The sequence below is a fragment of the Actinophytocola sp. genome (assembly GCF_035762905.1).
In the GTDB taxonomy this organism is placed as follows: Bacteria; Actinomycetota; Actinomycetes; order Mycobacteriales; family Pseudonocardiaceae; genus DASYTH01.
The window spans coordinates 130,467-156,492 of the sequence record NZ_DASUCC010000034.1 but is presented as its reverse complement, the minus strand read 5'-3'; the positions used below and the strand labels follow the sequence as shown (position 1 = coordinate 156,492).

Here is a 26,026-nt window from a genome sequence, read left to right as displayed (position 1 = left end):
GCGCTACAGGTCGACGCCGAAGGCGATCAGATCCACGCCGGGTACCGGGGCCCAGTCGCGGTCCGGCAGCCGGCGAAAGCCCAGGTCGGTGTAGATGCGGTGCAGGCCGGTCATCCGCTTCTGGCTGCACAGCACCACCCGGACCAGGCCGAGCTCGCGGGCCCGGTCCAGCACGCCGCGGATCAGCGCGGTGCCCACGCCGCGGCCGCGGGCCCGCGGGTCGACGGCCAGCATCCGGAACTCCAACTCGTCGGGCGCGCCCACCTCGCTGAACCTGGTGCCCGGCCGGGCCATGGTCACGGTGCCGATCGGCCGGTCCGCCGAGTCGACCGCGACCAGCAGCTCGGCGTCCTCGTGCCGGGCGCGGGCATCGGCAAGCACATCGGCGTAGCTGGACAGCTCGCCGGCCGCGAAGTAGCCGTGCGCTTCGTAGGCCCGCACGGTCAGCGCGCCGATCTCGGCCAGCTCCTCGACCCGGGCCCGGCGGATCCGCGGCTCAGGCACCACCGTCGTCCTGACCCACCGTGGCCACCTCGCGCGCCGCTTCGGGGCCGGACTCGAGCAGTACCCGGAACCCGTCCTCGTCCAGCACCGGCACCTTGAGCTGCACGGCCTTGTCGTACTTGGACCCGGGCGCCTCGCCGGCCACCACGAACGCGGTGTTCTTGGAGACCGAGCCGGACGCCTTCCCGCCCCTTGCCATGATCGCTTCCTTGGCCTCGTCCCGAGAGAACCCGGTCAGGCTGCCGGTGACCACGATCGACAGGCCCTCGAGGTGGCGTGGGATCGACTCGTCGCGCTCGTCCACCATCCGCACCCCGGACCGCCGCCACTTCGCCACCACCTCGCGGTGCCAGTCGTCGGCGAACCACTCCCGAATCGCGGTGGCGATCCGCGGGCCGACGCCTTCGGTGTCGGCCAGTTCCTGCTCGGTGGCCGAGGCGATCGCCGCCAGCGAGCCGAACGCGCGGGCCAGCGCCTGCGCGGCGGTCGGGCCGACGTGCCGGATCGACAGCGCGACCAGGATCTTCCACAGTGGACGGTCCTGCGCCGCGGCCAGGTTGGCCAGCAGCTTGCGGCCGTTGGCGGACAGCTCGCCGGCCTTGGTGCGGAACAGATCCACCCGCAGCAGCGCCTCGGCGTCCAGGTCGAAGAGGTCGCCCTCGTCGGAGATCACTCCGGAGGACAGCAGCGCGTCGGCGCCCTCGTAGCCGAGCACCTCGATGTCGAACGCGCCGCGACCGGCCAGGTGGAACAGCCGCTCGCGCAGCTGCGCCGGGCAGGACCGGGTGTTGAGGCAGCGCAGGTCGGCGTCGCCCTCCTGCTCGTAGCCGAGCTCCGAGCCGCAGGACGGGCACCTGGTGGGCATGACGAACTCGCGCGCGTCGTCCGGGCGCAGGTCGGCGACCGGGCCGAGCACCTCGGGGATCACGTCGCCGGCCTTGCGGATCACCACGGTGTCGCCGATCAGCACGCCCTTGCGCTTGACCTCGCTGGCGTTGTGCAACGTGGCCCTGGTGACCGTGGAGCCGGCGACCTTGACCGGCTCCATCACCGCGAACGGGGTGATCCGGCCGGTGCGCCCGACGTTGACCTGGATGTCGAGCAGCTTGGTGGTGGCCTCCTCGGGCGGGTACTTGTAGGCGATCGCCCAGCGCGGAGCCCGCGAGGTGGTGCCGAGCCTGCGTTGCAGGGCCACGTCGTCGACCTTGATCACGATGCCGTCGATCTCGTGCTCGACGGCGTGCCGGTGCTCACCCCAGTGCCGGATGTGCGCGAACACGTCGTCCCGGGAGTCGAACACCCTGGTGTGCTCGGAGACCGGCAGGCCCCATGCGGCCAGCGCGTTGTAGGCGTCGGACTGGGCGGTGGGGTCGAACCCCGCGCGCTTGCCGAGGCCGTGGCAGATCATGCGCAGCTTGCGGCTCGCGGTGACCTTGGGGTCCTTCTGGCGCAGCGATCCGGCGGCGGTGTTGCGCGGGTTGGCGAACGGCACCTTGCCGGCCTCGACCAGAGCGGTGTTCAGATCGAGGAAGTCAGAGACCCGGAAGAACACCTCGCCGCGCACCTCGACCAGGGCCGGGATCGGGTACTCGTCGGTGCCGGTGAGCTGCTCGGGCACGTCGCGCAGGGTGCGCACGTTGAGCGTGACGTCTTCGCCGGTGCGCCCGTCACCCCTGGTCAGGGCCCGGGCCAGGCGCCCGTTCCGGTACACCAGGTTGATCGCAAGGCCGTCGATCTTCAGCTCGCACAGGTACCGGGTGCCCTCGCCGACCGCCTTGGCCACCCGGTCCAGCCAGGCGCTCAGCTCGTCGGGGTCGAACGTGTTGTCCAGGCTGAGCATCCGCTCCAGGTGGTCGTAGGTGGCGAAGTCGGTGGAGAAGGTGCCGCCCACCTGCTGGCTCGGCGAGTCCGGGGTGACCAGGGCCGGGTGGTCCTTTTCCAGGCGCAGCAACTCGTGCCACAACGTGTCGAACTCGGCGTCGGAGATCGTGGGCGCGTCCAGCACGAAGTACCGGAAGCGGTGCGCGTGGATCTCCTCGGACAGGGTGGTGTGCCGGTCCCGTACGTCGGTGGGGACGTCCTCGATGCCCTCGGCTTCCTCATCAACACTGGTCACAGCTGCAGACTAGCCAGTTTCCGGACCAGGTCACGTAGCTCCAACAAGCCGATCGTCCCGGCCGGCTCGGTCACCGCGGTCTCCACCCGGCGCAGCCGTTCACCGGCCAGCCGCTCGCCCAACGTGGCGTCCAGCGGCAGGAACGTCATCGCCGACCGGGCCGCCGGCTCAAGGTCGACCATGGTCGGATGGTGCACGGCCACGTCCACCACGCCGGCCGCCTCGTCCACCTGCGCCACCACCCGCACGTCGGCGAGCGCGATCCGGTGCGGTCCCAGGTTCACCGTCACCAGGGTCGGATCCGGCACCGGCGGCACCGAGTCGTGGAACTCCCAGATCGGGTCGTCCGGCGGCGCGCTCGCCTTCCAGGCGTCGGTGTACGCCCGCAGCTCCGGATCCTCCTGCCCGCTGACCACCAGTGCGTAGACGGATCGCTGACCGCGCTCCAACGAGAAGTGCAGCCGCGGATGCAGCTCCGCGACCAGCCGGCACAGCTGGTCCTCCACCCGCCCCGGCTCCCGGTCCCCCAGCGCCGCGGCCACCTCCGGCAGCATCTCCTGCCACCCGCACCAGAACCGCTCCGCCAGGACCTCCGGCCCGGGATCCGGAGCCGCCTCCACCCGCCGCCGTCGCCGCCACTTCACGCCCCCATCGTGCCCCAACCAACCGGCGCGAGTCGCCGGTTGCCGGGCACGGGTCACCGATGCGGATAGAGGGTGTCCCGGTTGAGCCGGGCGATGGTGGTGAGCGGGATCTCCTTGGGGCAGGCGGCGGTGCACTCACCGGTCTGGGAGCAGCCGCCGAAGCCGAGGGCGTCCTGGGCGGCGACCATGCGGCGGGCCCGGGTGGGGCGCTCGGCCTGGCCCTGCGGGAGCAGGCCGAGGTGGGTGACCTTGGCGGCGGTGAACAGGGCGGCCGAGCCGTTGGGGCAGGCGGCGACACAGGCACCGCAACCGATGCAGGCGGCGGCGGTGAACGCGGCTTCGGCGTCGGCGCGTGGCACCGGCAGCGCGTTCGCGTCCGGGGCGCTGCCGGTCGGGGCGGTGACGTAGCCGCCGGACTCGATGATCCGGTCCAGCGCCGAGCGGTCCACCACCAGGTCCCTGAGCACCGGGAACGGGCGGGCCCGCCACGGTTCCACGGTGATCGGCCGACGCGGGTCGAACTCGCGCATGTGCAGCTGGCAGGTCGTGGTGGCGCGGTTCGGCCCGTGTGCCGCCCCGTTGATCATCACGCCGCAGGCGCCGCAGATGCCCTCCCGGCAGTCGTGGTCGAACGCCACCGGCTCCGCGCCCTCGGCGGTCAGCCGCTCGTTGAGCAGGTCCAGCATCTCCAGGAACGACATGTCCCCGGTGACGCCGTCGACCTCGTAGGTCTCCAGCCGGCCGGCAGCGCGCGGGCCGGGCTGCCGCCAGATCCGCAGGGTGAACCTCACGCGTAGCTCCTCGTGCTCGGGGTGACGGCGGCGAAGGTCAGCTCTTCGCGGTGCAGCACGGGCTCGCCGCCGGTGTGCGCCCAGGCGGCCACGTAGCCGAACGACGCGTCGTCGCGCAGGGCGTCGCCGCCGGCCGCCTGGCTCTCCACCCGGAAGTGCGCGCCGCAGGACTCGGTGCGGTGCAAGGCGTCCAGACACATCAGCTCGGCCAGCTCGAGAAAGTCCGCCACCCGGCCGGCCCGTTCCAGCGACTGGTTGAGCCCGTCGCCGTCGCCGGGCACCCGGACCGAACGCCAGAACTCCGCGCGCAGCTCGGGAATCGCCGACAGCGCCTTGCGCAGCCCCGCTTCGCTGCGCTCCATCCCGCAGTAGTCCCACATCAGCCGGCCGAGCTCGCGGTGGAACGAGTCCACGCTGCGCTCGCCCCGCACGCACAGCAGCCGGTGGATCCGGTCGGCCACGTCGCGCTGCGCGGCGGCCACCGCGCCCGGGTCCACCGGGCCGAACGGGGCGTCGGCGAGGTAGTCGCCGATCGTCGCCGGCAGCACGAAGTAACCGTCGGCCAGGCCCTGCATCAGCGCGCTCGCACCCAGCCGGTTCGCACCGTGGTCGGAGAAGTTGGCCTCGCCGATCACGAACAGCCCGGGAACCGTGCTGCGCAGGTCGTAGTCGACCCACAGCCCGCCCATCGTGTAGTGCACGGCCGGGTAGATCCGCATCGGCACCCGGTACGGGTCCTCGGCGGTGATCCGTTGGTACATCTGGAAAAGGTTGCCGTAGCGGGCCTCGATGCCGGCCCGGCCGAGCCGCTCGATCGCCTCGGCGAAGTCCAGGTACACGCCCAGCCCGCCCGGCCCGACGCCCCGCCCGGCGTCGCACATGCTCTTCGCCGCCCGGGAGGCGATGTCGCGCGGCACCAGGTTTCCGAAGCCCGGATACATCCGCTCCAGGTAGTAGTCCCGCTCCGCCTCCGGGATCCCCTCCGGTGGCCGGTCGTCGCCCGGCACCGCCGGCACCCAGATCCGGCCGTCGTTGCGCAGCGACTCGCTCATCAGGGTCAGCTTCGCCTGGTGGTCGCCGCTGACCGGGATGCAGGTCGGATGGATCTGCGTGTAGCACGGGTTGGCGAACAACGCGCCGCGCCGGTGCGCCCGCCACACCGCGGTCGCGTTGCAGCCCTTGGCATTGGTGGACAGGTGGTAGATGTTTCCGTAGCCGCCGGTGGCCAGCACCACGGCGTCGGCCAGGTGGGTGCCGATCCGGCCGGTGACCAGGTCGCGCACCACCACACCGCGGGCCCGCCCGTCGGTGACGATCAGGTCGAGCAGCTCGGTGCGCGGGAACATCCGCACCGCGCCGGCGTCGATCTGCCTGGCCAGCGCCTGGTACGCGCCGAGCAGTAGCTGCTGTCCGGTCTGGCCGCGGGCGTAGAAGGTGCGGGACACCTGGGCGCCGCCGAACGAGCGGGCGTCCAGCAGCCCGCCGTACTCGCGGGCGAACGGCACGCCCTGCGCGACACACTGGTCGATGATCGCGGTGGACAGCTCGGCCAGCCGGTACACATTGGACTCCCGGGACCGGAAGTCGCCACCCTTCACGGTGTCGTGGAACAGCCGCCACACGCTGTCGCCGTCGTTGCGGTAGTTCTTGGCCGCGTTGATGCCGCCCTGCGCGGCGATGCTGTGCGCCCGGCGCGGGCTGTCCTGGTAGCAGAAGGACAGCACCCGATAGCCCTGCTCGGCCAGGCTGGCGCCGGCCGACGCGCCGGCCAGCCCGGTGCCCACCACCGCGACGGTCAGCCGGCGCCGGTTGGCCGGGTTGACCAGCCGGGTGGCGAACCTCCTTCGTTCCCAACGGGTTTCGATCGGCCCGTCCGGCGCTCTGGTGTCGGCGATCGGCTCGCCGATGCTGAACCCGATCATTGGATCACTCCACAAAGGACTCCGTAGGGCACGGCAAGGAACCCGGCGGTGAGCACGACGGCGTAGCCGAGCGCCACCGGCTGGGCGGCCGTGGTGGCGCCGAGGCTGCGCAGCGCGCTCCAGATTCCGTGCCGCAGATGGAAACCGAGCGCGAGCACGGCCACGGTGTAGGCCAGCACCACGTACCAGTGCTGGAAGTCGGCGGTCACGTTCCGGTAGGTCTGGCCGGGCGCGCCGTTCGGGTTGAGCACCCCGGCGGTCAGGTCGAGCACGTGGTACACCACGAACAGCGCGATGATCACGCCGCCCCACCGCATGGTGCGCGCGGCGTAGCTGCCCCGGACCGGGGTGCGGTGCCGGTAGCCGACCGGGCGGGCGGCATGGGCCCGCCGGGCGAGTTGGGTCGCGGTGACCAGGTGCACCACGACGCAGACCACGAGTCCGCCGCGCACCAGCCACAGGAAGCCCTCGTGCCCGAACACCGGCGCGAGCAGCTCACGCAGCCAGACACCGTAGCCGTCCAGCGCCGCCTGGCCGAGAAAGGCCTTGAGGTTGGCCAGCATGTGCATCGTGACGTAGCCGAGCAACACCAGCCCGGTGCCGGCCATCAGGGCCTTCCGGCCGACCGTCGTTCCGGTCAACACCACCATGCCGACCCACGCTACGAGCGCACCGGTCGAGTCGTCCAATATATCGTTGTGCTCATGACGATAGCCTGAGACTATGACGCTCCAACAGCTGCTCTACTTCGTCGCGGTGGCCGAGACCCGGCACTTCACCGAGGCGGCGCGGCGCACGCACGTCGCGCAACCCTCGCTGTCCAAACAGATCCAGACGCTGGAGGGCGAGTTGGGTGCGCCGTTGTTCAGCCGGGCAAGGGGACACGTCGCGCTCACCCCGGCCGGCGAGGCGCTGCTCCCGGTGGCGAAACGCATTCTCTCCGATGTGGACAGTGCCCGGCTGGAGGTGGCCGAGCTGGTGGGACTGCGCCGCGGGCGGGTCCGGCTCGGCGCAACGCCCAGCCTGTGCGTCGGCGTCCTGCCCGGCGTGCTGCGCCGGTTCCACGACGCCTACCCCGGCATCCAGCTCGTGGTGCAGGAAAGCGGATCGCGCGACCTGACCAGGGCGCTCACCGGCGGCGAGCTGGACCTGGCCCTGATCATCGTGCGGCCACAGCGGGTGGACGCCGCGCTGACCGCGACCCCGATCCTGCGCGAGCGGCTCGTGGTCGCCGCCGCCGCGGACGGTCCACCGGGCCCGGCCCGGGTCGCCGCCCTGCGCAACACGCGGATGGTGATGTTCCGGGACGGCTACGACCTGCGCGAGACCACGCTGGCCGCCTGCCGCCGGGCCGGGTTCGAGCCCCGGCTGGCCGTCGAGGGCGGCGAGATGGACGCCGTGCTGAGATTCGTCGAGGCCGGCCTCGGGGTCGCCGTGGTCCCGAGCATGGTCCTGCCCGGCCGCACCGCCCTGCGCGCCACCGCGCTCACCGCGCCGGTGCTGCGCCGCACGATCGCCCTCGCGCACCGCAGCGACGTCCCGCCCACCAACGCCGCCCGGGCGTTCCGGACCACCCTGTTCGACTTCCTCGCCGAGGCAAACCTGCCTGACGGCGTCGAGCGGATGCGGTAAACATGCGATCATGACTGATCAGCGACCCGAACCGCCCGACCAGGGCGACGAGCGCACCATCCTGACGTCCTTCCTCGACTGGCAGCGCGCGACGCTGGCCTACAAGTGCGCCGGTCTCGACCACGCCCAGCTGCGCGAGCGCGCCGTGCCGCCGTCCAACCTGACGCTGCTCGGCCTGGTCCGGCACATGGCCGAGGTGGAGCGCGGCTGGTTCCAGCGCACCCTGGCCGGCACCGACGCGCCGCCGATCTACTACACCGAGGCCGACCGCGACGGCGATTTCGACCACGTCGAGACGGCCGACGTCGACGAGGCGTTCGCCACCTGGCAGGCCCAGTGCGAGCGCTCCCGGGAGATCGTCGCCGGCACCCCGACCCTGGACGCCACCGGCAGGAACCGCCACGGCCGGGAGGTGTCCCTGCGCTGGATCCTCACCCACATGATCGAGGAGTACGCCCGGCACAACGGCCACGCCGACCTGCTCCGCGAGCGCCTGGACGGCACCGTCGGCGAATGAGCCGGGTCACCAGCTCTCGGGGGGTTCGACAAAGGCCTTGCCGGTGTCGGTGAGCAGGCGCAGGGCGTTCTTGGCCCAGGTGCCGGTGGCGCCGGCCAGACCGCAGACGGGGGTGGCCACGGCGCGGTCGGCGAGGAGGGTGCGGGGGAAGCCGAGGCGGTCGACCAGTCGAAGGGCGGGGGCGGCGGCTTCGGCGAGGGTGGGGGTGCGCTCCGGGTCGGCGCTCGGGATGACGCCGAGGAGGAAGACACAGCCGGCGTCCCAGGATTCGCCGATCTCGTCGGCGAGCTTGGCGGGGACGCCGTCCAGCAGGGTGGCGTCCAGGGCGATGGCGTCGGCGCCGGCCGCGCGGAACAGGGCGACCGGGGGGCGGGGGGCGCAGCAGTGCACGATCACCGGGCCGGAGCTGGCGGTGCGGGCGGCGGTGACGACCTGGGCCAGGAGATCCCGGGCGTCGGGGGCAGGAACGGCGGCGACGGTGCCGAGCCCGGACGGGGTGGGCAGCGCGCCGGCGAGCACCGCCGGCAGCGACGGCTCGTCCAACTGCACCACCACCGGGCGGCCGGTGCGCCGGGCGACCTCGTCGACGTGCCGGGTCAGGCCCTCGGCCAGGGACTCGGTGAACTCGCGGAGCGCGCCGTGGTCGGTGAGCACCCGGTGCCCACGTGGCAGCTCGATCCCCGCGGCCAGCGTCCACGGGCCGGCCAGCTGGACCTTGACCGCGGCCGGCGCGGCGGCGGTCCGGTCGATCGCCTCCTGGAAGGCGTCGAGGTCACGCTGCATGAGGTCGATGGTCCGCCGGTGATCGACACCGGGCCGCGCGGTCACCCGGTAGGCGGACGGCACCACCTCGATCGCGAGGTCGACCAGCAGCCCGGCGGTGCGGCCGATGACGTCGGCGCCGAGCCCGCGGGCCGGCAGCTCCGGCAGGTGCGGCAGGTTGGGCAGCTCCCCGACGACGATCGCGGCGGCCTCGGCCGGGTCCGTGCCCGGCATCGAGCCGATCCCGGTGACCGATCCGGCGGGCCAGGGCATGGTCGACACCACGTTAGTGTGGTCCATGACGACTTCCACGATCATGCTCACCCCGTCCGACGTCGCCGGTGCCGCACGCCGGGTGGCGCCGTACGTTCGCCGCACCCCGGTGCTGCGCGCCGAGGTGGACGGGCGGCCGGTCGTGCTCAAGCTGGAGCACCTGCAGCGAACCGGGTCGTTCAAGCTGCGCGGCGCGCTCAACGCCATGCTCGGCGGGGACGGGCCGGAGCACGTGGTGACCGCGTCCGGCGGCAACCACGGCCTCGCGGTCGCCACCGCCGCCCGGCTGCTGGACCGGCCGGCCACCGTGTTCGTGCCGGCGACCGCGCCGGAGGGCAAGGCCCGGCGGATCGCGGCGACCGGCGTGCGCCTGGTCCGGCACGGGACGCTCTACGCCGAGGCCCGGGACGCGGCGCTGGCCGAGGCGGTGGCGATCGGCGGACTGTGCCTGCCGGCCTACGACGACCCGCTGGTGGTCGCCGGAGCGGGCACCTGCGCCGCGGAGCTGGTCGAGCAGGTGCCGGAGGTGGACGCGCTGGTGGTCGGGGTCGGCGGCGGCGGGCTGGCCGCGGGCACCGTGCTGGGCTCGGCCGGCCGGCCGGTGGTCGCGGTGGAGCCGGTCGACTGCGCGTGCCTGCACCACGCCCTGGCCGCCGGGCGCCCGGTCGACTCGATGGTGGACTCGGTGGCCGCGTCGGCCCTCGGCGCCACCCGGGTCGGCGACGTCCCGTTCACCGTGCTGCGGGACGGCGCCGTGCGCTCGGTCCTGGTCAGTGACGAGCGGATCATCGCCGCCCGGGACCGGCTGTGGGAGGAGTTCCGGCTCGCCGTGGAACCCGCCGCCGCCGCGTCCTTCGCCGCCTTCCTGGCCGGCGAGGTCCCCGGCGAGCTGCCCGGCCTGATCCTCAGCGGCTCCAACACCGACTGGTCCCCGGAGTGAACACGTTCCGGTGATTGCCCACGCGACCACAGTGGACCGGTGCTTCCATGGCGACACCAACACCCGCTCCGGGAAAGGTCGTCGGTGGTCATGGCATCCCATACGGCACTGGGAAGAGACCGAAAGGGCAGGCTGTTTCGTTCCGCGGCGCGGCTTTACGCCCTGTGTCTGATCGGCACCCTGATGACGGCCATGTCCGTCCCGGCGGCCGCCGACCCGGATCCCCTTCTGGAGCCACCGGTCGCCGCGGCCACCACCCCACCGTCCAAAGGCGACACCGACGCGCCACCGGCGGATGAGCCGGCCGAACCCGACGCCCCCGGCGAGGTTGTGCCCGACGACGTCCCGCCTGGTGAGCTTCCGACCGGCGGGGACCCCGTGGCGCCGGAACCGGGAGGCACCGAGGAGGTCCCTCCCGTCGAGCCGGCCCCGCCCGTCGAGCCGGCCCCCGAGCCCACTGCCGGGCAACCCGCCGGCTCCGCGGTCCTGGACCAGACACCCGTGACGATCACGATGTCGTCGCCGACGACCGGGCCGTTCGGCCCGATCACGGTAACCACGCTAGTCGACGGCACCGGTTCCAACCCCACCGGCACGGTCGCCATCACCACCACCCCGGACGTGGGCAGTTGCCCCTCGGCACCCCTTTCCGCCAGCGGAGCCGATGACGCGACCGCCAGTTGCCCCCTCACCCCCGGCCCGACCCCCGGCCAGGTGATCACCGTCAACATCAGCTACGCCGGCGACGGCACGCACGACGCAAACACCGGCTCGGGCACCTACCTTGCGGACAAGGCCGTCCCCACGATCACGGTCGCCCCGTCCGGGATCGGCCCGTCCGGCAACGTCGTGTTCACCGCCACCGTCACCGGCAGCCACGGGACCCCCGGCGGCACGGTCAGCTTCGCCACCACCCCCACCGTGGGCGGCTGTGCCAGCGTCGCTCTCAGCGGATCCGGCAGCAGCGCGACCGCCACCTGCAACCTCATCACCATCCCGCCCGGCCAGGCGGTCACGGTCACTGCCACCTACTCCGGCGACACCACCTACGACATCGGCACTCCCGGCACCGCCATCTACACGGGGAAGTCGATGCCCATGGTCACGGTGACGGGTCCCACCTCGCCCGGTATGCCCGGACCGCAGACGTTCAATGTCACGGTGACCGGCAGCGGCGGCATCGATCCGACCGGAACCGTCACCCTCACCACCATGCCCGACATCGGCTCGTGCACCACCAACCCGTTGACCCCCGGCCCGGGCACCGACGATGCGGTCGGCTCCTGCCAGCTGACCTTCAGTCCCGGCCCGGCCATCACCATCACCGCCACCTACAGCGGGGACGGCAACTACGAGGCCGGTACTCCCGGCTCCACCAACTACCGGGCCAAGTTCGTGGCGGTGGTGACCGTCAACGCGCAGAACGGCGTGACTCAGGGACCGGCCACCATGACCTTCGTCGCCACCGTCACCGGCGTCGAAACCCCCACGCCCTCGGGGATGGTCACGTTCGCCGTGGCTCCCGGCGGGAGCCTCTGTTCGAATCCGGTGGCTCTGACCGGAAGCGGGGCGTCGTGGCAGGCGACGTGTCAGATCACGGGCATGCCGTTGAACACCGATGTAACGGTCACCGCGACCTACTCGGGCAACGCCGACTATCTGCCGAGCGACCCCGGGCAGACCGTCTACCAGACGGCCACGGCCCCGGTGACCGTCACGATCACCGCGCCGCCCGGCTCGGGGGAGGTGCCGTTCACCGTGACGGTCACCAGCAGCGACGGCGGGATGCCGACCGGGACCGTGACACTGACGCTGGTCACGCAGACCGCACTGCGGGCGCTCGTGGCCGACCAGGCCGCTAGCTGCACGGCGACGCTCGCGCCCGTTCCCGGACGAACCGATCAGGCGTCCGGCACCTGCACGCTGACCGTGCCGCCCGGCGCGACCTTCACCGTCCAGGCGGCCTACAACGGCAGCACCCAGTATCTGATCAACACGGCGCAGATGTCGTTCAAGGGTTTGCGGACGCCGACCGTGACCCTGACGGCCAGCCCCACCGCGCCGGTTCCGGTGGGCACGGCGGTGACGTTCACCGCGCGGGTCGGCGCGGACGCCAGCGGCATCGCCCCGACCGGGACGATCCGGTTCGAGGTCGCCGGGCAGGCCATCGCCGGCTGCGAGGCCGTGCCGCTGAGCGGCGGGCAGGCGACGTGCACCACGACGGCGCTTCCGGCGGGCACCCTCCGCATCGTGGTCGGCTACAGCGGCGACGCCGAGTACCTGGCCGGCAGCGCCGAGTTCGGCAACTACGTGGTGAGCGGCTCGGTGCTCAGCACCTCGTTGCCCGACTCCGGTGCGAACGTGGCCGGGCTGCTGCTCGCCGCGCTGCTGCTGATCCTGGCCGGCGCGGGCCTGGTGGTGTCCGGTGCGACCAGACCGGAGCGGATGACCTGACCTGAACACGTTCAGGTGAATGCCCACGCGGCCACAGTGGACCAGTGCTTGCATGGCCGCACAGCACCTGAACCGGGAAGGTCGTTGTCGCCATGGCATCCCCTTGGGCACCAGGAAACCGCGGAAGACTCTTTCGCTCTGCGTCGTTCGGATCGGCGGTCTGTCTGATCGGGACAATGCTGACGGCGATGGCGATCCCGGCCATCGCCGATCCGGATGCCATCCCGGCGCCGGCCGTGGTGGAAACCGTGGTGGAGCCGTCCGAAGGCGACATCGCCGCGTCGCCTGCGGACGCCCCGGCCGAACCCGAAGCCCCCGCCGAGGCACCGCCGCCGAGCGAGGTGCCCGACCAACCGGCCGCCGAGCCCGTGCCGGAACCGGCACCGGCCGGCGCCGAGGTCGCACCGCCCGTCGAGCCGGCGCCCGCACCCGCGGTCGAGCAGCCCGCCGCCCCCCCGGCCGTGGACCAGCTGACGCCGGTGACGATCACCGTGACGCCGTCGTCCGGACCGTCCGGTTCGGTCACGTTCACCGCCCTTGTCGACGGCACCGGCAGCAACCCCACCACCACGATCGCCTTCACCACCACCCCTGACGTGGGCAGTTGCCCCGCGGCCGCCCTCGCCCCCAGCGGGGTCGATGACGCCACCGCCACCTGCGACATCACCGTCACCCCGGGCCAATCCGTCACCGTCACCGCCACCTACGCCGGCGACGGCACCCACGATCCCAACACCGGCTCGGTCACCTACCAGGCGGCCCAGGACACCCCGACCGTCACCGTCGCGCCGTCCGGCACCGGCGCCTCCGGCACGATCACCTTCACCGCCACCATCACCGGCACCACCGTGGTCCCGACCGGCACCGTCGACTTCACCACCGACGGCCCCACCGGCTGCACCGACGTCACGCTCACCGCCGGCGCCACCAACACCGCCACCGCCACCTGCGACATCACCATCACCCCCGGCCAAGTCGTGGCCGTCACCGCCACCTACAGCGGCGACACCGCCTACACCACCGCCACCGGAAACTCCACCTACACGGGCCAGCAGGACACCCCGACCGTCACCGTGGCCCCCTCCGGGACCGGGGGGTCCGGCAGCATCACGTTCACCGCCACCATCACGGGGACGACGGTGGTTCCGACCGGCACGGTGGACTTCACCACCGACGGCCCGACCGGCTGCACCGCCGTCGCGGTCACCGCCGGCGCCGGCAACACCGCCACCGCCACCTGCAACATCACCGTCAACCTCGGCCAGTCGGTCACCGTGACCGCCACCTACTCCGGCGACACCGCCTACCTGACCGCCTCCGGAAACTCCACCTACACGGCGGACAAGGACACCCCGACCGTCACCGTCACCCCGACCGGCACCGGCGCGTCCGGCACCGTCACGTTCACCGCCACCATCACCGGGACGACCGTGGTCCCGACCGGCACCGTGGACTTCACCACCAACGGCCCCACCGGCTGCACCGCCGTCGCGGTCACCGCCGGCGCCGGCAACACCGCCACCGCCACCTGCGACATCGCCGTCACCCCCGGCCAGTCGGTCACCGTGACCGCCGCCTACTCCGGTGACACCGCCTACGCCACCGCCTCCGGAAACTCCACCTACGTCGGCCAACAAGCCACCCCCACCGTCACCGTCGCGCCCAGCGGCACCGGCGCCTCCGGCACGTTCACCTTCACCGCCACAGTCACCGGCACCAGCGTGGTCCCGACCGGCACGGTCACCTTCACCACCGACGGCCCCACCGGCTGCACCGCCGTCGCGGTCACCGCCGGCGCCGGCAACACCGCCACCGCCACCTGCGACATCACCATCAACCCCGGCCAGTCGGTCACCGTCACCGCCGCCTACTCCGGTGACACCGCCTACGCCACCGCGAGCGGCAACACCACCTACGTCGGCCAACAAGCCACCCCCACCGTCACCGTCGCGCCCAGCGGCACCGGCGCCTCCGGCACCGTCACGTTCACCGCCACCGTCACCGGCACCACGGTGGTCCCGACCGGCACCGTGGACTTCACCACCGACGGCCCCACCGGCTGCACCGCCGTCGCGGTCACCGCCGGCGCCGGCAACACCGCCACCGCCACCTGCGACATCACCATCAACCCCGGCCAAACCGTGGCCGTCACCGCCGCCTACTCCGGCGACAGCACCTACCTGACCGCCACCGGAAACTCCACCTACGCGGCCAACAAGGACACCCCCACCGTCACCGTCGCCCCGAGCGGGACCGGGGCGTCCGGCAGCGTCACCTTCACCGCCACCGTCACCGGGACCAGCGCGGTCCCGACCGGCACCGTCGACTTCACCACCGACGGCCCCACCGGCTGCACCGCCGTCGCGCTCACCGCCGGCGCCGGCAACACCGCCACCGCCACCTGCAACATCACCGTCGCCGCCGGCCAGACCGTCACCGTCACCGCCGCCTACTCCGGCGACGCCACCTACAACGGTGCCAGCGGCAACGCAAGCTACGTGAGCCTGGCGGTTCCGTTGGTCACCGTCGCGTCGCCGGAACCGACCGGACAGGGACCCGCCGGCACCGTGACCTTCACCGCCACCGTCACCGGCTCCGGTGGCACGACGCCGACCGGCACGGTCGACTTCGCCGTCTCGGGCGGGCTCACCGGCTGCACCGGCGTCGCCCTCACCGGCAGCGGGGACGCCGCCACCGCGACCTGCCAGGTGTCGGCGATCCCGTCGAACGCCAGCACGACGGTCACGGCGACGTACTCGGGCGACACCAACTACACCACGGGTGCCCCGGCGCAGACCGTGTACCAGACGCCGACGGCCACCGTGGCCCTGGCGATCACCGCGCCGGAGGGATCGGGAGATCTGCCGTTCACCGTCACGGTCACCAGTAGCGACGGAACCACGCCGACCGGGACCGTGACGCTCAGCCTGACGACCGACCCGCCCACCGCGGTGGGCCGCACCAGCTGCGTCGCGACCCTGGTGCCCGTCGCGGGGAGCCCCGGCCAGGCGACCGGAACGTGCACGCTGACGGTGCCGCCGGGCACGACCGCCACCATCACCGCCGTCTACAGCGGCAACAGCCGGCTGTTCATCACCTCGACCCAGTCGACCGTCAAGGGTCTGCGGACGCCGGCCGTGACGCTCACGATCACCCCGACATCCCCGGCCGAGCCGGGCGCGGCGGTGACGTTCACCGTGCTGGTCGCGGACGGCACCCCGCCCCTCCCGGCCGGGGCGGCGCGGTTCATGGTCGTCGAAGACGACGCCGTCGGGCCCACCCCGACCGGGACGGTGCGATTCGAGGTCGCCGGGACCGCGGTCATCGGCTGCGAGGCCGTCCCGCTGACCGCGGGACAGGCGAGTTGCACCACGACGGCGCTGCCCACGGGTACGTACCGGATCACGGCCACCTACAGCGGCGACAGCGAGTACCTGTCCGGCACTGCCGAGATCAGCGACTACGTCGTGGCCACCGACACGCTCGCGCTCACCACCGGCGATGGTGATGGCGAGGAGGGGGCCGGCGAGGAATCCGAGCTGGCCGCCACCGGCACGGACGTCGGCGGCCTTGCGCTGGCCGCGCTGCTGCTGCTCCTGGCCGGCGGCGGCATGGTGGCGTTCAGTTCACCAGGCCGGATCGGACCGCGCGCAGGGCGGCCTGGGTCCGGTCCTGCACACCCAACTTGGTGAGGATCGCGCTGACGTGGGTCTTGACCGTCTTCTCCGACACGGAGAGGGCGCGGGCGATCTCGCGGTTGGACCGGCCGCGGGCCACCTCGGCCAGCACCTCCCGTTCCCGCGCGGTGAGCTGGGTGCCGGCCGGCTCGTGGGCGGCCAGCAGCCGGGCGATGTCCGGATGCAGCAGGACGTGGCCGGCGTGCACGGACCGGATCGCGGCGGCCAGCGCGGGCGGGTCGATGTCCTTGTAGACGTAGCCCGCCGCACCGGCCCGGACCGCGGGCAGCACCGCCTCCGGCTCGGTGAAGCTGGTGATCACCAGCACCCGGGCCGGGTTCGCGGCGGCGCGCAGGCCGTGCAGCGCGGCCAGGCCGTCCGAGCCCGGCATCCGCAGATCCAACAGCACCACGTCCGGGCGTAGCTCCTCCGCGGCGGCCACGCCGGACGCGCCGTCGCCGGCCTCGCCGACCACGGTGATGTCCGGCTGCACATCCAGGAACGTGCGAAGCCCTTGCCGCACAACGGGATGGTCGTCGACGAGCAGCACCCTGATCGGCTCACCCATCGGCCGGCACCGCCAACCGCACGGTCGTCCCGGCACCGGGCGCGGACGCCACGGTGATCTGCCCGCCAACCGTGCGGGCCCGCTCCCGCATCGAGGCGAGCCCGAGCCGGCCGGCCGCCGCCGCCGACGCCGGATCGAAGCCGCGGCCGTCGTCGGTCACCTCGAGCACCACGAAACCCTTCCGGCACAACAGATCCACCCCCACCTCGGACGCCTCCGCGTGGCGCAGCGCGTTGTGCAGGGCCTCCTGCGCCACCCGGAAGATCACCTGCCGGGCATCGTCCGGCAACCGGGGCACGGCCGCGCCCACGAACCGCACGGCCGGCTCGTGCACCCGGTCGAGCAGGTCGACCTGCTTGCGCAGGGCCACATCCAGCTCGTCGCCGGCCAGGTCGACCGGCCGCTGCCCGACCACGATCGCGCGCAGCTCGGCAACGGCCTCGGCGGCCAGCCGGCGCACCGTGGCCAGCTCGGCCCCGGCCCGGGCCGGTTCGGTGGTCAGCAGCGTCGCGGCCGCCTCGGCGGTCAGTCGGAGGCTGAACAGCTTCTGGGTCACCGCGTCGTGCAGGTCCCGGGCGATCCGGTTGCGTTCCTCCACAATGGACAGTTCGCGGCTGCGCTCGTAGAGCCGGGCGTTGACCAGCGCGATGGCCGCGTGCGCGGCGAGCAACCGGAGCAGCTCCTCGTCCTCGGCGGTGAACCCGCCCGGCCGGCAGCTGTTGGCCAGGAACAGCTCGCCGAGGATCTCGTCCCCGTCCACGATCGGCATGCCGAGGAAGTCGGTCAGCTCCGGATGCGCCGCCGGCCACCAACCGAACTGCGGATGCTGGCGAATGTCCTTCAGCCGCACCGGATTCGGGTCGCACAGCATCAGCCCGAGCACGCCGTGCTGGCGCGGCACCGGCCCGATCGCCGCCCACTGCTCGTCGCTGATGCCGTCGGCGAGAAACTCGCGGAACGAGCCCTTCTTGTCCGGAATTCCGAGCGCCGCGTACCGGGCGTCGAGCAGCCGCCGTGCGGTGGTGACGATCGTCTGCAACACGTCCCGAACCGACAGGTGCGCGGTGACCGCCAGCACCGCCGCGCTGACCTCGCGCAGCTCGTCGCGATCGATTCCGGTCACCCGACCACGGTACGGCAGGCCGGCCCGGTCGCCATCGGGCCGAGGTCCTAGGTCCAAAGACCGAGGACCGGCCGGCCCGCGGCCCGATGGCATGCGCCGCGCGCCGGCCTAACTTCGTTGTGGTAGCGATAAAAAAGGAGGGAGACGCGATGGGCGTCGCGATCATCACGGGGGCGTCCCGGGGGTTGGGCCTTGCCCTGACCCGCGGGCTGGCGGAGCTGAACTGGCGACTGGTCGTCGACGGGCGGGACGAGGCCGCGCTGGCCGCCGCCACGGCGGACCTGGACGGTGTCACGGCCGTCGCCGGCGACATCGCCGACCCGGCGCACCGGGCGGCCCTGGTCCGCACCGCCAACGCGCTCGGCGGAGCCAGCCTGCTGGTGAACAACGCCGGGATCCTCGGGCCGAGCCCGCAACCGCGGCTGGCCGACTACCCGCTGGACGTGCTGCGCGAGGTGTACGAGGTCAACGTGATCGGCCCGATCGGGCTGATCCAGTGGGCGGTGCCGGTGCTGCGCGAACGCGGCGGAGCGATCGTCAACATCACCTCGGACGCCGCGGTCGAGGCCTATCCGGGTTGGGGCGGCTACGGTTCGGCCAAGGCCGCCATCGAGCAGGCCAGCCGGGTGCTCGCCGCCGAGGAGCCGGACCTGCGGGTGTGGTGGGTGGATCCGGGCGACCTGCGCACCCGGATGCACCAGGAGGCCTTCCCCGGCGAGGACATCAGCGACCGGCCGGAGCCGCACACCGTGGTCCCGGCGTTCTTGAGACTGATCAGGTCCCGCCCCGAGTCCGGCCGGATCCGGCTGGCCGACCTGGCGGTGCCGGCATGACCGGGGAGCTGCGAGAAATGACCACCACCGGGTTCGGCTTCCACTCGCTGCCGGCGGAGTTGGAGGCGCACGAACCGCCCGAGGCGCGCGGCCTGACCCGGGACCGGGTCCGGCTGCTGGTGGCCCGGCGGGCCGGCAATGTGGTGAGCCATCAGCGGTTCAGCGACCTGCCGGCCCTGCTCGAGCCCGGTGACGTGCTGGTGGTGAACACCTCGGCCACGCTGCCGGCCGCGGTGCCGGTGGCCGGCGGCACGCTGACCGTGCACTTCTCCACCGAGCGGCCGGACGGGTCGTGGCTGGTCGAGTTGCGCCGCAACACCGGCAAGGCCACCGAGCCGTACCCGGCCGCCGCCGCCGGCGAGCATTACCCGCTGATCGGCGGCGCGACGCTGATCCTGCGCGAGCCGTTCTCCGCGGGCCGGCTGTGGGTGGCCGACGTCGACACGGCGATGCCCGGGTACCTGACCGCGTTCGGCGCGCCGATCCGGTACTCCTACGTCCGGCAGCGCTGGCCGCTTTCCTACTACCGCACGGTTTTCGGCACCACGCCGGGCAGCGCCGAGATGCCGAGCGCGGGCCGGCCGTTCACTGACCGGCTGGTCACCCGCCTGGTCTGCGCCGGGGTGCAGTTCGCCCCGGTGCTGCTGCACACCGGCGTCGCCTCGCCGGAGGCACACGAGCGGCCCTACCCGGAGCGGTTCGCGGTGGGCGCGCACACCGCGCGGGTGGTCAACCAGGCCAGGGCGGCCGGCGGCCGGGTGATCGCGGTCGGCACCACGGCCGTGCGGGCGCTGGAAACCGCGGCCGGCGCGGACGGCGTGGTCCGCCCGGCGGCCGGCTGGACCGAGCTCGTCGTCACGCCCACTCTCGGGGTGCGGGCGGTCGACGGGCTGCTCACCGGCTTCCACGAGCCGCGGGCGTCCCACCTGGACCTGCTGGCCGCGATCGCCGGGCCCCGCCTGCTGGAGACCGCGTACGCCGAGGCGGTGCGCGGCGGGTACCTGTGGCACGAGTTCGGCGACAGCAACCTGCTGCTGCCGTAGCGGTAACGTCGGCAGGTATGAACTGGGTGGACTGGCATCAGGACTACGACACACCGGGATCGCCGCTGCACCGCAGGCTCGGCTGGGTGCAACGGCGGATCGGGGAGGCGCTGGACGCCGCGCCGCCCGGCCCGATCCGGGTGCTGTCCATGTGCGCCGGCCAGGGCCGCGACCTGCTCGGCGTGCTGCCCGGCCACCCCCGCCGGTCCGACGTGCGGGCCCGGCTGGTCGAGCTGGACCCGGACAACGCCGCCGCGGCCCGGCGCGCCGCGCTGCCCGGGGTCGAGGTGGTGACCGGCGACGCCGGGGACAGCGGCGCCTACGACGGCGTGGTTCCGGTGCACCTCGCCATCGTGTGCGGCGTGTTCGGCAACCTCACCGACGCGGACATCCGCAACACCGTCGCCGAGTTGCCTCGGCTGTGCGCGCCGGGTGGCACGGTGGTCTGGACCCGGCACACCGAGCGGCCCGACCTGACCCCGGACATCCGGTCCTGGCTGGCCGAAAGCGGTTTCCAGGAGGTGGCCTTCGACACCGAGCCGGGCTTCCGGTTCGGCGTCGGCACGCACCGGTTGACCGGCGCCGCGCTGCCCTACCGGCCGGACCGGCGGCTGTTTCGGTTCACCCAGAGCCAAGACAGATGAACGGGCGGCGCAAGGGGTCCTCGGCCACCGCTTCGGCCAGCGCCACCGCCGGGCGCACGCCGGCGGCGATCTTCGTGTGGTAGCCGATCATCGCGGTCGCGGCGGCGAGGTCGCCGACCCGGCTGATCGCGGCCACCACCGTGCGCACCCCGCCGGCCAGCAGCGCCCCGGCGAAGCCGAGTGCCTCGTCGCCCGGCCGGATGTGGGACATCGCCAGCTCGCACGCGGCCAGCACGATCTGCCCGGGCGGCTGGCGCAACCGGGACAGCTCGTGCGCGAACAGCGGACCGTCGGCCAGCTCCAACCGGGAGAACAGCGCGTTGGTCGGCTCGTGCGCCCCGTGCGCGGCCAGGTGCGCCACGTCCGCGCCGTCCAGTGCGGCCAGCACCGCCGACACCGTGCTCGCGGTTCCGCTCAACCGCACCGCGTTCGGGTAGACCGTCTGAAGTGGACCTTCCTCGGCGATCTCCTCGGTCAGCAACGGTCCCCTGGCCAGCACCACCCGCTCGCCGCTGGACCGGCTGCGCTCGGCGGCCAGCCACGCGGTCGCCGACGGGGCGACCACCACCGGACAGCCGGACAGTGACGGCAGGCTGCCCCACGGGATCGCGTACAGCGCACCGGTCGGCACCACCACCAGTTCCCGCCCGCCCGTCTCCATCCACAAAGGACGGAGCAGCTGGGTGTCCAGCGCCCTCGCCGCGGCCGCCATGTCCCGGTCCAGCGCCGCCGACAACGGCCGGATCAGCTGCCGGTCCAGCTCGCCCGCGGTCCGCGCGGCGGACCGGGCCACCACCTCGGCCAGCGCGCCCGGCAGCCCGTCCGGGGCCAGCGCGTCCAGGTCGGCGTGGAACCGGGTGGCGGCCTCGGCGGCCAGCCCGGCCGAACCCAGCCGGACCAGCCGGGCCCGGGACGCCGTGACCACCACGGCGATCAGCTCGTCGGCGTGCGTCGCGAACGCCACCAGCGCCCGGTCGCCGAGCGCGTCGGCCACCTCGGCGAACCCGGCCACCGGCCGCGGCCGGCCCCACCGGCTGGCGTACCAGCCCTGGCGCAGCACCTCGCGCTCCACCGACGCGGCCTTCCTGGCCACCCGCTCCACCGTCCGGCCGGCGACCCGTTCCAACTGGACCGTCCGGGTCAGCGAGCGCAGCTCGGTCACCTTCTCGGACAGCACCGGATCGTCGATCTCCGGCATCGGCTCGTACCGGTACACCTGGGCGCGGGTGCGTTCCAGCCAGCCGAACAGCACCCGGGCGTTGGTCCTTGGCGCCTCGAGCACCAACCGGATCGCCAGCTCGCCCAGCTCCCGGCCGTGCACCGCGGTCCCGCAGACCAGTTCCAGCCCGCCCATCCGGTCCCGCGCCCGACCCAACTCGGCCAGCCCGGACCGGGCCTCGGCCAGCGCCGCCCGGGTGTTCCCCTCGGCCACCGCCAGCTCGGCCCGGCACAGCCTGCGCAGCATCAGGTGGTCCACCGGCGAGGTCGCCCGCGGCCGGGGCACCTGGTCGAGCAGCAGCAGCGCCGCCTGCCGGTCGTCCCGGCGCAGTTCAAGCCGGATCGCCAGCAGCAGTGCCAGCGCGGTCTCGTCCTCGAGCAGCAGCGCGCGGAGCCGGTCGGCCAGCTTGACCAGGGACTCGACCAGGGTGGTCGAGATCCGGCCCGAGGCCAGCGCGGTCACGGTCTCGGCCCGCATCCCGGCCAGCGCCGCGATCGCCGCCCACCGGTCGTTGTCCCGCCGGGCGAACCGGCGCTCGGCCGACCGCGCCCAGCGCCGGGCGCCGGCCACGTCGCCGTCCAGCAACGCGGCGGCCGCCCTGGTCACCTCGGCCTCGGCCAGGTCCTGGCTGACCCGCTGCCGGCGCAGCCGCGGGAACATGTCGTCCAGCTGCCGGGCGGCCCGCTCGGCCAGCCCGGCCACCAGCAGCGCCCTGGCCTGGTCCAGCCGGGCGGTCGGCAACAGGCTCGGCGCGAACGCCTGGAACCGGCGGTCGGCCTCGTCGTAGTGCCGCAGCGCGGTCGGCATGTCCCCGGTCATGTAGGCGACGTAGCCGATGTTGTGGTGCGCCTTCGCGGCGATCTGGTCCAACCCGTGCCGCTCGCACAGCCGCACGCAGTCGAGGAACTCGTCGATCGCCGAGCCGGTCTGCAACAGGTCGATGTAGGCCCGGCCGCGGTTGAGGTAGGTGTTGGCCAGCACCACCGGATCGCCCACCCCGCTGGCCAGCGCGGTCGCCAGCCGCGGGATGGCCTCGTCGAACAGCGCGAGACCCTCGCCGATCCGGCCGGCCCGGTGCAGCAGCAGCCCGCGGTGGGTGAGCACCAGACCGTCCAGCGCGGCCCGGCCCGGGCCGGGCGGCAGCCGGGCCAGGTGCTCGCCGGTGCTCGCCAGCCGGTCCAGCCCGACCGCAGGCGAGCCGGCTTCGGCCTCGGCGTAGGCCAGGCTCACCAGGATCCGGACCCGCAGCGCGGCCGAGGCGGCGTCATCGGCGCCGAGCGAGTCGAGCACCGCGAGCGCGTCGTCGAGCAGCGCCCGACCCCGGCCGAACCGGTAGCCGCCGACCGCCTCCCGGGCCCGCTGGTGCAACGCCGCGGCGCGGGTCAGCTGTGCGGCACGACCAGCAGGCTTCCGAGAGCCTGACGTGGTCGACATGGCGCAAACAGTACGGGTCAGCCGGACAATCCCGCGGCGGACACCTCGGCCGGAACGTCCGGCTGGTCCATCCAGCCGTGGCCGATCAGCCGCTCGTCGACCTTGCTCATCAGCGCCATGGCCTGTTCGACCGAACCGCGCGGCATGGTCAGCCCGCCGCTGGTCGCGATCTGCAGCGCCACCGTCGCCGAGACCACCGGGGTCGCGAACGAGGTGCCGGCCCAGACCGCGAACCCGGTGGTGAGGTCGTCGTCGTCGGGCGCGGTGCGCCAGCGCGGGCCGAGCCCGCCGGCGTCCGGATACACCAGCCCACCCTCCCGTGGTCCCTGCCAGACCGGGACCGTGCTGACCATCGCGTTGCCCGGCGCCCACCGGCTGATCCACTCGCCCCAGTTGCTGAACGCGGCGGTGGTGATGCCCGAGGCGTTGCGGGCACCGACCGCGGCCAGCATCTCGTTGCCGAGCCCGAGCGCGGCCGGCAGGAACGGCCGGGTGGTGGCGTCGTTGCCGGCCGCGGCGATCACCAGCACGCCGAGGTCGGTCAGCCGTCGGACCGCGTCGGCCACCTGGCCGAGCTCGTCCGGTGTCGCCGTCTCGGCGTAGAAGCCGAGGGACAGCGAGACCACGTCGACCAACTCGTCCGGACGGTTGTTGCTCTGCGCCGCGGCCACCCGCTGGCGCAGCCACTCCAGCGCGAACAGCAGCGAGCCCTCGGTGGAGAACCCGTCGCTGTGCAGCACCCGCAGCGACAGCACCCGGGCCTGCGGGCACACCTGGTGGATCAGGCCGGTGACGAAGGTGCCGTGGCCGGCGTGCGAGTCGGTCAGGCCGAGCAGCGGGTCGATCCAGTCCCGCACCTCGCACGGCGAGTCGAGCGGGTCGGTGGCCGTGGTGCCGCTGGCCGTCGCGGTGGCGATGTCGGCGGCGGCCAGCGCCTGCTGGAAGGCCAGCGAGACCTCGACCACCGGGTCGGTGGTCATGTCCCCGATCGGCACGTACGGGTCGTAGCCGGTGCTGCCCCGGTCGCCGATGGTCAGCCACGGGTGCCGGCCGATTCCGGTGTCCAGCACCGCGACCACCGGCCGCCGCCCGCCGGCAAGCGACTTCGCCGGCGGCCGGACCGGCGGGGCGCCGAGGAACTGCACCGGGTTGCGGCTGCCGGTGTAGAGGGTGAGCCCGCTGGTCATCGACTGGGGATCGCCAAGCCCGCCACCGCCGGAGAACGGCGTGCCGACCGAGCCGCCGCCGGAGAACGGCGCGCCCTGGACCGCCGCGGAGTACACGCCGTGGTCCAGCACGACACCCTGGCCCCGCTCGCGGGGGAACCTGGTGCGCAGCGCCACCAGCGCGGCCCACGGGTCCGGCGCCTCGCGGCCGATCGGATCCCTGGCCACCAGCGGGACCGGCACCGACCGCTGGTTGGGCAGCGCGCCGAGCCGTTCCCGCCAGCGCGGGTCGTCCGGGGGCCGCAGCCGGATGCCCAGTCCCTCCAGCACCGGGTCGTAGTCGTTGCGGTCCGGACGGAACGACTCGGCGTCGCGCACCGGGATCAGCAGGGTGTCGGCGCGGTACACGGTGGACTCGGGCCGCCGCCCGTTCCAGTCCCGGACACAGGTGGACGGGTCGAGAATGCGCAGCCCGTGCCGTGCCAGAACGTCTCCCGGGATGGTGATGGTCTGAGACGGAGCGCGTCGCGGGTCCGTGGGCCTGCAGTCGCCGTTCGGACTGGCTTCAGCCATGCTCGCTCACCCCAAAGAAAGTTGGTTAGTTGTGCACTGCATAGGTCGAAGATCGGGAGGATGACGTAACGGGTTGCGCCGCGAAGAGGCTAGCGGACCGGCCGATAGTGTGAACCGATGCGCGCGATCCAGATCAACGAGTTCGGTGGACCCGAGGTGCTCACCCCGGTTGACCTGCCGGAACCAACCGTCGGGCCGGGACAGGTGCTGATCTCGGTGGACCGGGCCGGAATCAACTACGCCGACACGCACAATGCCGACAACTCCTACCTGGCCCCGGCCACGGTGCCGTTCGTGCCGGGCGGGGAGGTCGTCGGGCACACGCCGGACGGCCGGCGGGTGGTGGCGCTGACCGGAAACGGCGGCTACGCCGAACTGGCCGTCGCACCCGAACCGTTCGTGTTCGACGTTCCGCCGTCCATTGACGACGTGACCGCGCTGGGTCTGATCGTGCAGGGCACCACCGCGTGGCTGCTGCTCCGCCAGAGCGCGCACCTCGAGCCCGGCGAGTCGGTCGTGGTGCACGCGGCGGCCGGCGGGGTCGGTTCGCTCGCCGTGCAGCTGGCGCGGGCGATGGGCGCCGGGCGGATCATCGCGTCGGCGAGCAGCCCGGAGAAGCGGGAACTGGCCCTTTCCCTCGGCGCGGACGCGGCGATCGACCCCGCCGCCGAGGACCTGACCGCCGCCATCCGGGAGGCCAACGGCGGCGACCGGGTGGACGTGGTGCTGGAGATGACCGGCGGCCGGGTGTTCGATCAGAGCCTGCGCGCCCTGGCCCCGCTCGGCCGGCTGGCGTTCTTCGGCATGGCCAGCCGGGAGCAGCCGTCCCACCTCGACCCGCGCAACCTGCTCAGCCACTCGTCCACCGTCGCCGGCCTGTGGCTCCCGCACGCCTTCACCAAGCCCGGCCTGGTCCAGCGCGCCCTCACCGACCTGGTGCAGGCCGCCACCGCCGACACCCTGCACGTGATCCCGGGCGGCGAGTACCCGCTGTCCGAGGCCCGCCGCGCCCACGAGGACATGCTCGCCCGCCGCACCACCGGAAAACTCGTCCTCGATCCCACCCGCTGACCGCGAGTTGCCAAAATTTGGGCAACCGAAATACCCATTCGGGTGCGCGGAACTCCGAATTCAGACCCCGCGCGGGCAAATCTCGCCGAACCCCCATTCGCGACTCGGGTGGTGGGTGGG

Annotated in this window: 20 protein-coding genes; 9 read left to right on the top strand and 11 right to left on the bottom strand. The window is 73.1% G+C overall.

Going from position 1 to position 26,026, the window contains the following annotated elements; genetic code table 11:
- Positions 1–3: 3 nt before the first annotated feature.
- Genes VFV67_RS05805 through VFV67_RS05780 form a run of 6 tightly spaced genes read right to left on the bottom strand, consistent with a single transcriptional unit; the run spans position 4 to position 6,627 of the window.
- On the bottom strand, positions 4–504 hold the full coding sequence (locus tag VFV67_RS05805; RefSeq protein ID WP_326467781.1) for a GNAT family N-acetyltransferase: 501 nt from the start codon (positions 502–504) through the stop codon (positions 4–6).
- The gene (gene ligA / locus VFV67_RS05800; RefSeq protein WP_326467780.1) at positions 497–2,620 is read right to left on the bottom strand and encodes an NAD-dependent DNA ligase LigA; all 2,124 of its coding nucleotides are present in this window, start codon (positions 2,618–2,620) and stop codon (positions 497–499) included. Before ligA ends, VFV67_RS05805 begins: the two co-directional genes overlap by 8 nt.
- Positions 2,617–3,264 carry a hypothetical protein gene (locus tag VFV67_RS05795; protein WP_414636183.1) on the bottom strand — a complete coding sequence of 216 codons (648 nt, stop codon included), beginning with the start codon at positions 3,262–3,264 and terminating at the stop codon, positions 2,617–2,619. The genes ligA and VFV67_RS05795 overlap by 4 nt, the downstream gene beginning before the upstream one ends.
- A 53-nt stretch (positions 3,265–3,317) precedes the next feature.
- Positions 3,318–4,055: a succinate dehydrogenase/fumarate reductase iron-sulfur subunit gene (locus tag VFV67_RS05790; RefSeq protein WP_326467777.1), complete on the bottom strand. Its 738-nt coding sequence runs from the start codon at positions 4,053–4,055 to the stop codon at positions 3,318–3,320.
- Positions 4,052–5,977, bottom strand: coding sequence for a fumarate reductase/succinate dehydrogenase flavoprotein subunit (locus VFV67_RS05785; RefSeq protein ID WP_326467774.1), 1,926 nt, complete (start codon positions 5,975–5,977; stop codon positions 4,052–4,054). The genes VFV67_RS05790 and VFV67_RS05785 overlap by 4 nt, the downstream gene beginning before the upstream one ends.
- Positions 5,974–6,627, bottom strand: a complete 654-nt coding sequence (locus VFV67_RS05780) for a succinate dehydrogenase cytochrome b subunit (protein ID WP_326467772.1) — start codon at positions 6,625–6,627, stop codon at positions 5,974–5,976. The genes VFV67_RS05785 and VFV67_RS05780 overlap by 4 nt, the downstream gene beginning before the upstream one ends.
- A gap of 73 nt (positions 6,628–6,700) precedes the next feature.
- On the opposite strand from VFV67_RS05780, the gene VFV67_RS05775 reads away from it, so the two are divergent.
- Positions 6,701–7,609, top strand: coding sequence for a LysR family transcriptional regulator (locus VFV67_RS05775; protein WP_326467770.1), 909 nt, complete (start codon positions 6,701–6,703; stop codon positions 7,607–7,609).
- Between the two features lie 10 nt (positions 7,610–7,619).
- Positions 7,620–8,126 (top strand): DinB family protein, encoded by a 507-nt coding sequence (locus tag VFV67_RS05770; protein WP_326467769.1) that lies wholly within the window; start codon positions 7,620–7,622, stop codon positions 8,124–8,126.
- Between the two features lie 6 nt (positions 8,127–8,132).
- Here VFV67_RS05770 and VFV67_RS05765 read toward each other — a convergent pair whose 3' ends face one another.
- Entirely contained in the window at positions 8,133–9,188 is a 1,056-nt protein-coding gene (locus VFV67_RS05765) for a methionine synthase (RefSeq protein WP_326467768.1), read from the bottom strand.
- Here VFV67_RS05765 and VFV67_RS05760 point away from each other — a divergent pair.
- The 3 genes from VFV67_RS05760 (at position 9,187) to VFV67_RS05750 (ending at position 16,247) form a co-directional block, all read left to right on the top strand.
- Entirely contained in the window at positions 9,187–10,101 is a 915-nt protein-coding gene (locus VFV67_RS05760; protein WP_326467766.1) for a serine/threonine dehydratase, read from the top strand. The two genes, VFV67_RS05765 and VFV67_RS05760, sit on opposite strands and share 2 nt — an antisense overlap.
- 183 nt (positions 10,102–10,284) lie before the next feature.
- Positions 10,285–12,555: an Ig-like domain repeat protein gene (locus VFV67_RS05755; RefSeq protein WP_326467764.1), complete on the top strand. Its 2,271-nt coding sequence runs from the start codon at positions 10,285–10,287 to the stop codon at positions 12,553–12,555.
- Positions 12,556–12,731: 176 nt separating this feature from the next.
- The gene (locus VFV67_RS05750) at positions 12,732–16,247 is read left to right on the top strand and encodes an Ig-like domain-containing protein (protein ID WP_326467762.1); all 3,516 of its coding nucleotides are present in this window, start codon (positions 12,732–12,734) and stop codon (positions 16,245–16,247) included.
- Here the strand turns inward: VFV67_RS05750 and VFV67_RS05745 are convergent.
- Both VFV67_RS05745 and VFV67_RS05740 read right to left on the bottom strand, forming a co-directional pair.
- Complete coding sequence (locus VFV67_RS05745; protein ID WP_326467760.1) at positions 16,177–16,800, bottom strand: response regulator transcription factor; 624 nt, start codon at positions 16,798–16,800, stop codon at positions 16,177–16,179. The two genes, VFV67_RS05750 and VFV67_RS05745, sit on opposite strands and share 71 nt — an antisense overlap.
- Positions 16,793–17,923 carry a GAF domain-containing sensor histidine kinase gene (locus tag VFV67_RS05740; RefSeq protein ID WP_326467759.1) on the bottom strand — a complete coding sequence of 377 codons (1,131 nt, stop codon included), beginning with the start codon at positions 17,921–17,923 and terminating at the stop codon, positions 16,793–16,795. The genes VFV67_RS05745 and VFV67_RS05740 overlap by 8 nt, the downstream gene beginning before the upstream one ends.
- A gap of 149 nt (positions 17,924–18,072) precedes the next feature.
- Between VFV67_RS05740 and VFV67_RS05735 the strand changes: the two genes are divergently transcribed.
- Genes VFV67_RS05735 through VFV67_RS05725 form a run of 3 tightly spaced genes read left to right on the top strand, consistent with a single transcriptional unit; the run spans position 18,073 to position 20,443 of the window.
- A complete protein-coding gene (locus VFV67_RS05735) occupies positions 18,073–18,756 on the top strand; it encodes an SDR family oxidoreductase (protein ID WP_326467757.1) in 684 nt (227 codons plus the stop codon).
- Between the two features lie 17 nt (positions 18,757–18,773).
- Complete coding sequence (locus tag VFV67_RS05730) at positions 18,774–19,799, top strand: S-adenosylmethionine:tRNA ribosyltransferase-isomerase (protein ID WP_326467755.1); 1,026 nt, start codon at positions 18,774–18,776, stop codon at positions 19,797–19,799.
- 17 nt (positions 19,800–19,816) lie between these two features.
- Positions 19,817–20,443 (top strand): class I SAM-dependent methyltransferase family protein, encoded by a 627-nt coding sequence (locus VFV67_RS05725; protein ID WP_326467754.1) that lies wholly within the window; start codon positions 19,817–19,819, stop codon positions 20,441–20,443.
- Here VFV67_RS05725 and VFV67_RS05720 read toward each other — a convergent pair.
- Together VFV67_RS05720 and VFV67_RS05715 are read right to left on the bottom strand one after the other, a co-directional pair.
- Complete coding sequence (locus tag VFV67_RS05720) at positions 20,421–23,096, bottom strand: CHAT domain-containing protein (RefSeq protein WP_326467752.1); 2,676 nt, start codon at positions 23,094–23,096, stop codon at positions 20,421–20,423. The genes VFV67_RS05725 and VFV67_RS05720 overlap by 23 nt on opposite strands.
- 17 nt (positions 23,097–23,113) lie before the next feature.
- Positions 23,114–24,835 carry a S8 family peptidase gene (locus VFV67_RS05715; protein WP_326467750.1) on the bottom strand — a complete coding sequence of 574 codons (1,722 nt, stop codon included), beginning with the start codon at positions 24,833–24,835 and terminating at the stop codon, positions 23,114–23,116.
- Between the two features lie 117 nt (positions 24,836–24,952).
- Here VFV67_RS05715 and VFV67_RS05710 point away from each other — a divergent pair, with 117 nt between their 5' ends.
- Positions 24,953–25,906, top strand: a complete 954-nt coding sequence (locus tag VFV67_RS05710; RefSeq protein WP_326467749.1) for an NADPH:quinone oxidoreductase family protein — start codon at positions 24,953–24,955, stop codon at positions 25,904–25,906.
- The last annotated feature ends 120 nt before the right edge of the window (positions 25,907–26,026 follow it).

Excerpts from the sequence above, each read along its gene's own strand:
- VFV67_RS05775 (WP_326467770.1), top strand. The coding sequence starts at position 6,701 with ATGACGCTCCAACAGCTGCTCTACTTCGTCGCGGTGGCCGAGACCCGG.
- VFV67_RS05710 (WP_326467749.1), top strand. The coding sequence starts at position 24,953 with ATGCGCGCGATCCAGATCAACGAGTTCGGTGGACCCGAGGTGCTCACC.
- VFV67_RS05765 (WP_326467768.1), bottom strand. The coding sequence starts at position 9,188 with ATGGACCACACTAACGTGGTGTCGACCATGCCCTGGCCCGCCGGATCG.
- VFV67_RS05735 (WP_326467757.1), top strand. The coding sequence starts at position 18,073 with ATGGGCGTCGCGATCATCACGGGGGCGTCCCGGGGGTTGGGCCTTGCC.
- VFV67_RS05785 (WP_326467774.1), bottom strand. The coding sequence starts at position 5,977 with ATGATCGGGTTCAGCATCGGCGAGCCGATCGCCGACACCAGAGCGCCG.
- VFV67_RS05725 (WP_326467754.1), top strand. The coding sequence starts at position 19,817 with ATGAACTGGGTGGACTGGCATCAGGACTACGACACACCGGGATCGCCG.
- VFV67_RS05755 (WP_326467764.1), top strand. The coding sequence starts at position 10,285 with ATGACGGCCATGTCCGTCCCGGCGGCCGCCGACCCGGATCCCCTTCTG.
- VFV67_RS05770 (WP_326467769.1), top strand. The coding sequence starts at position 7,620 with ATGACTGATCAGCGACCCGAACCGCCCGACCAGGGCGACGAGCGCACC.
- VFV67_RS05715 (WP_326467750.1), bottom strand. The coding sequence starts at position 24,835 with ATGGCTGAAGCCAGTCCGAACGGCGACTGCAGGCCCACGGACCCGCGA.
- VFV67_RS05730 (WP_326467755.1), top strand. The coding sequence starts at position 18,774 with ATGACCACCACCGGGTTCGGCTTCCACTCGCTGCCGGCGGAGTTGGAG.
- VFV67_RS05750 (WP_326467762.1), top strand. The coding sequence starts at position 12,732 with ATGCTGACGGCGATGGCGATCCCGGCCATCGCCGATCCGGATGCCATC.
- VFV67_RS05760 (WP_326467766.1), top strand. The coding sequence starts at position 9,187 with ATGACGACTTCCACGATCATGCTCACCCCGTCCGACGTCGCCGGTGCC.
- VFV67_RS05780 (WP_326467772.1), bottom strand. The coding sequence starts at position 6,627 with ATGGTGGTGTTGACCGGAACGACGGTCGGCCGGAAGGCCCTGATGGCC.
- VFV67_RS05745 (WP_326467760.1), bottom strand. The coding sequence starts at position 16,800 with ATGGGTGAGCCGATCAGGGTGCTGCTCGTCGACGACCATCCCGTTGTG.
- VFV67_RS05720 (WP_326467752.1), bottom strand. The coding sequence starts at position 23,096 with ATGTCGACCACGTCAGGCTCTCGGAAGCCTGCTGGTCGTGCCGCACAG.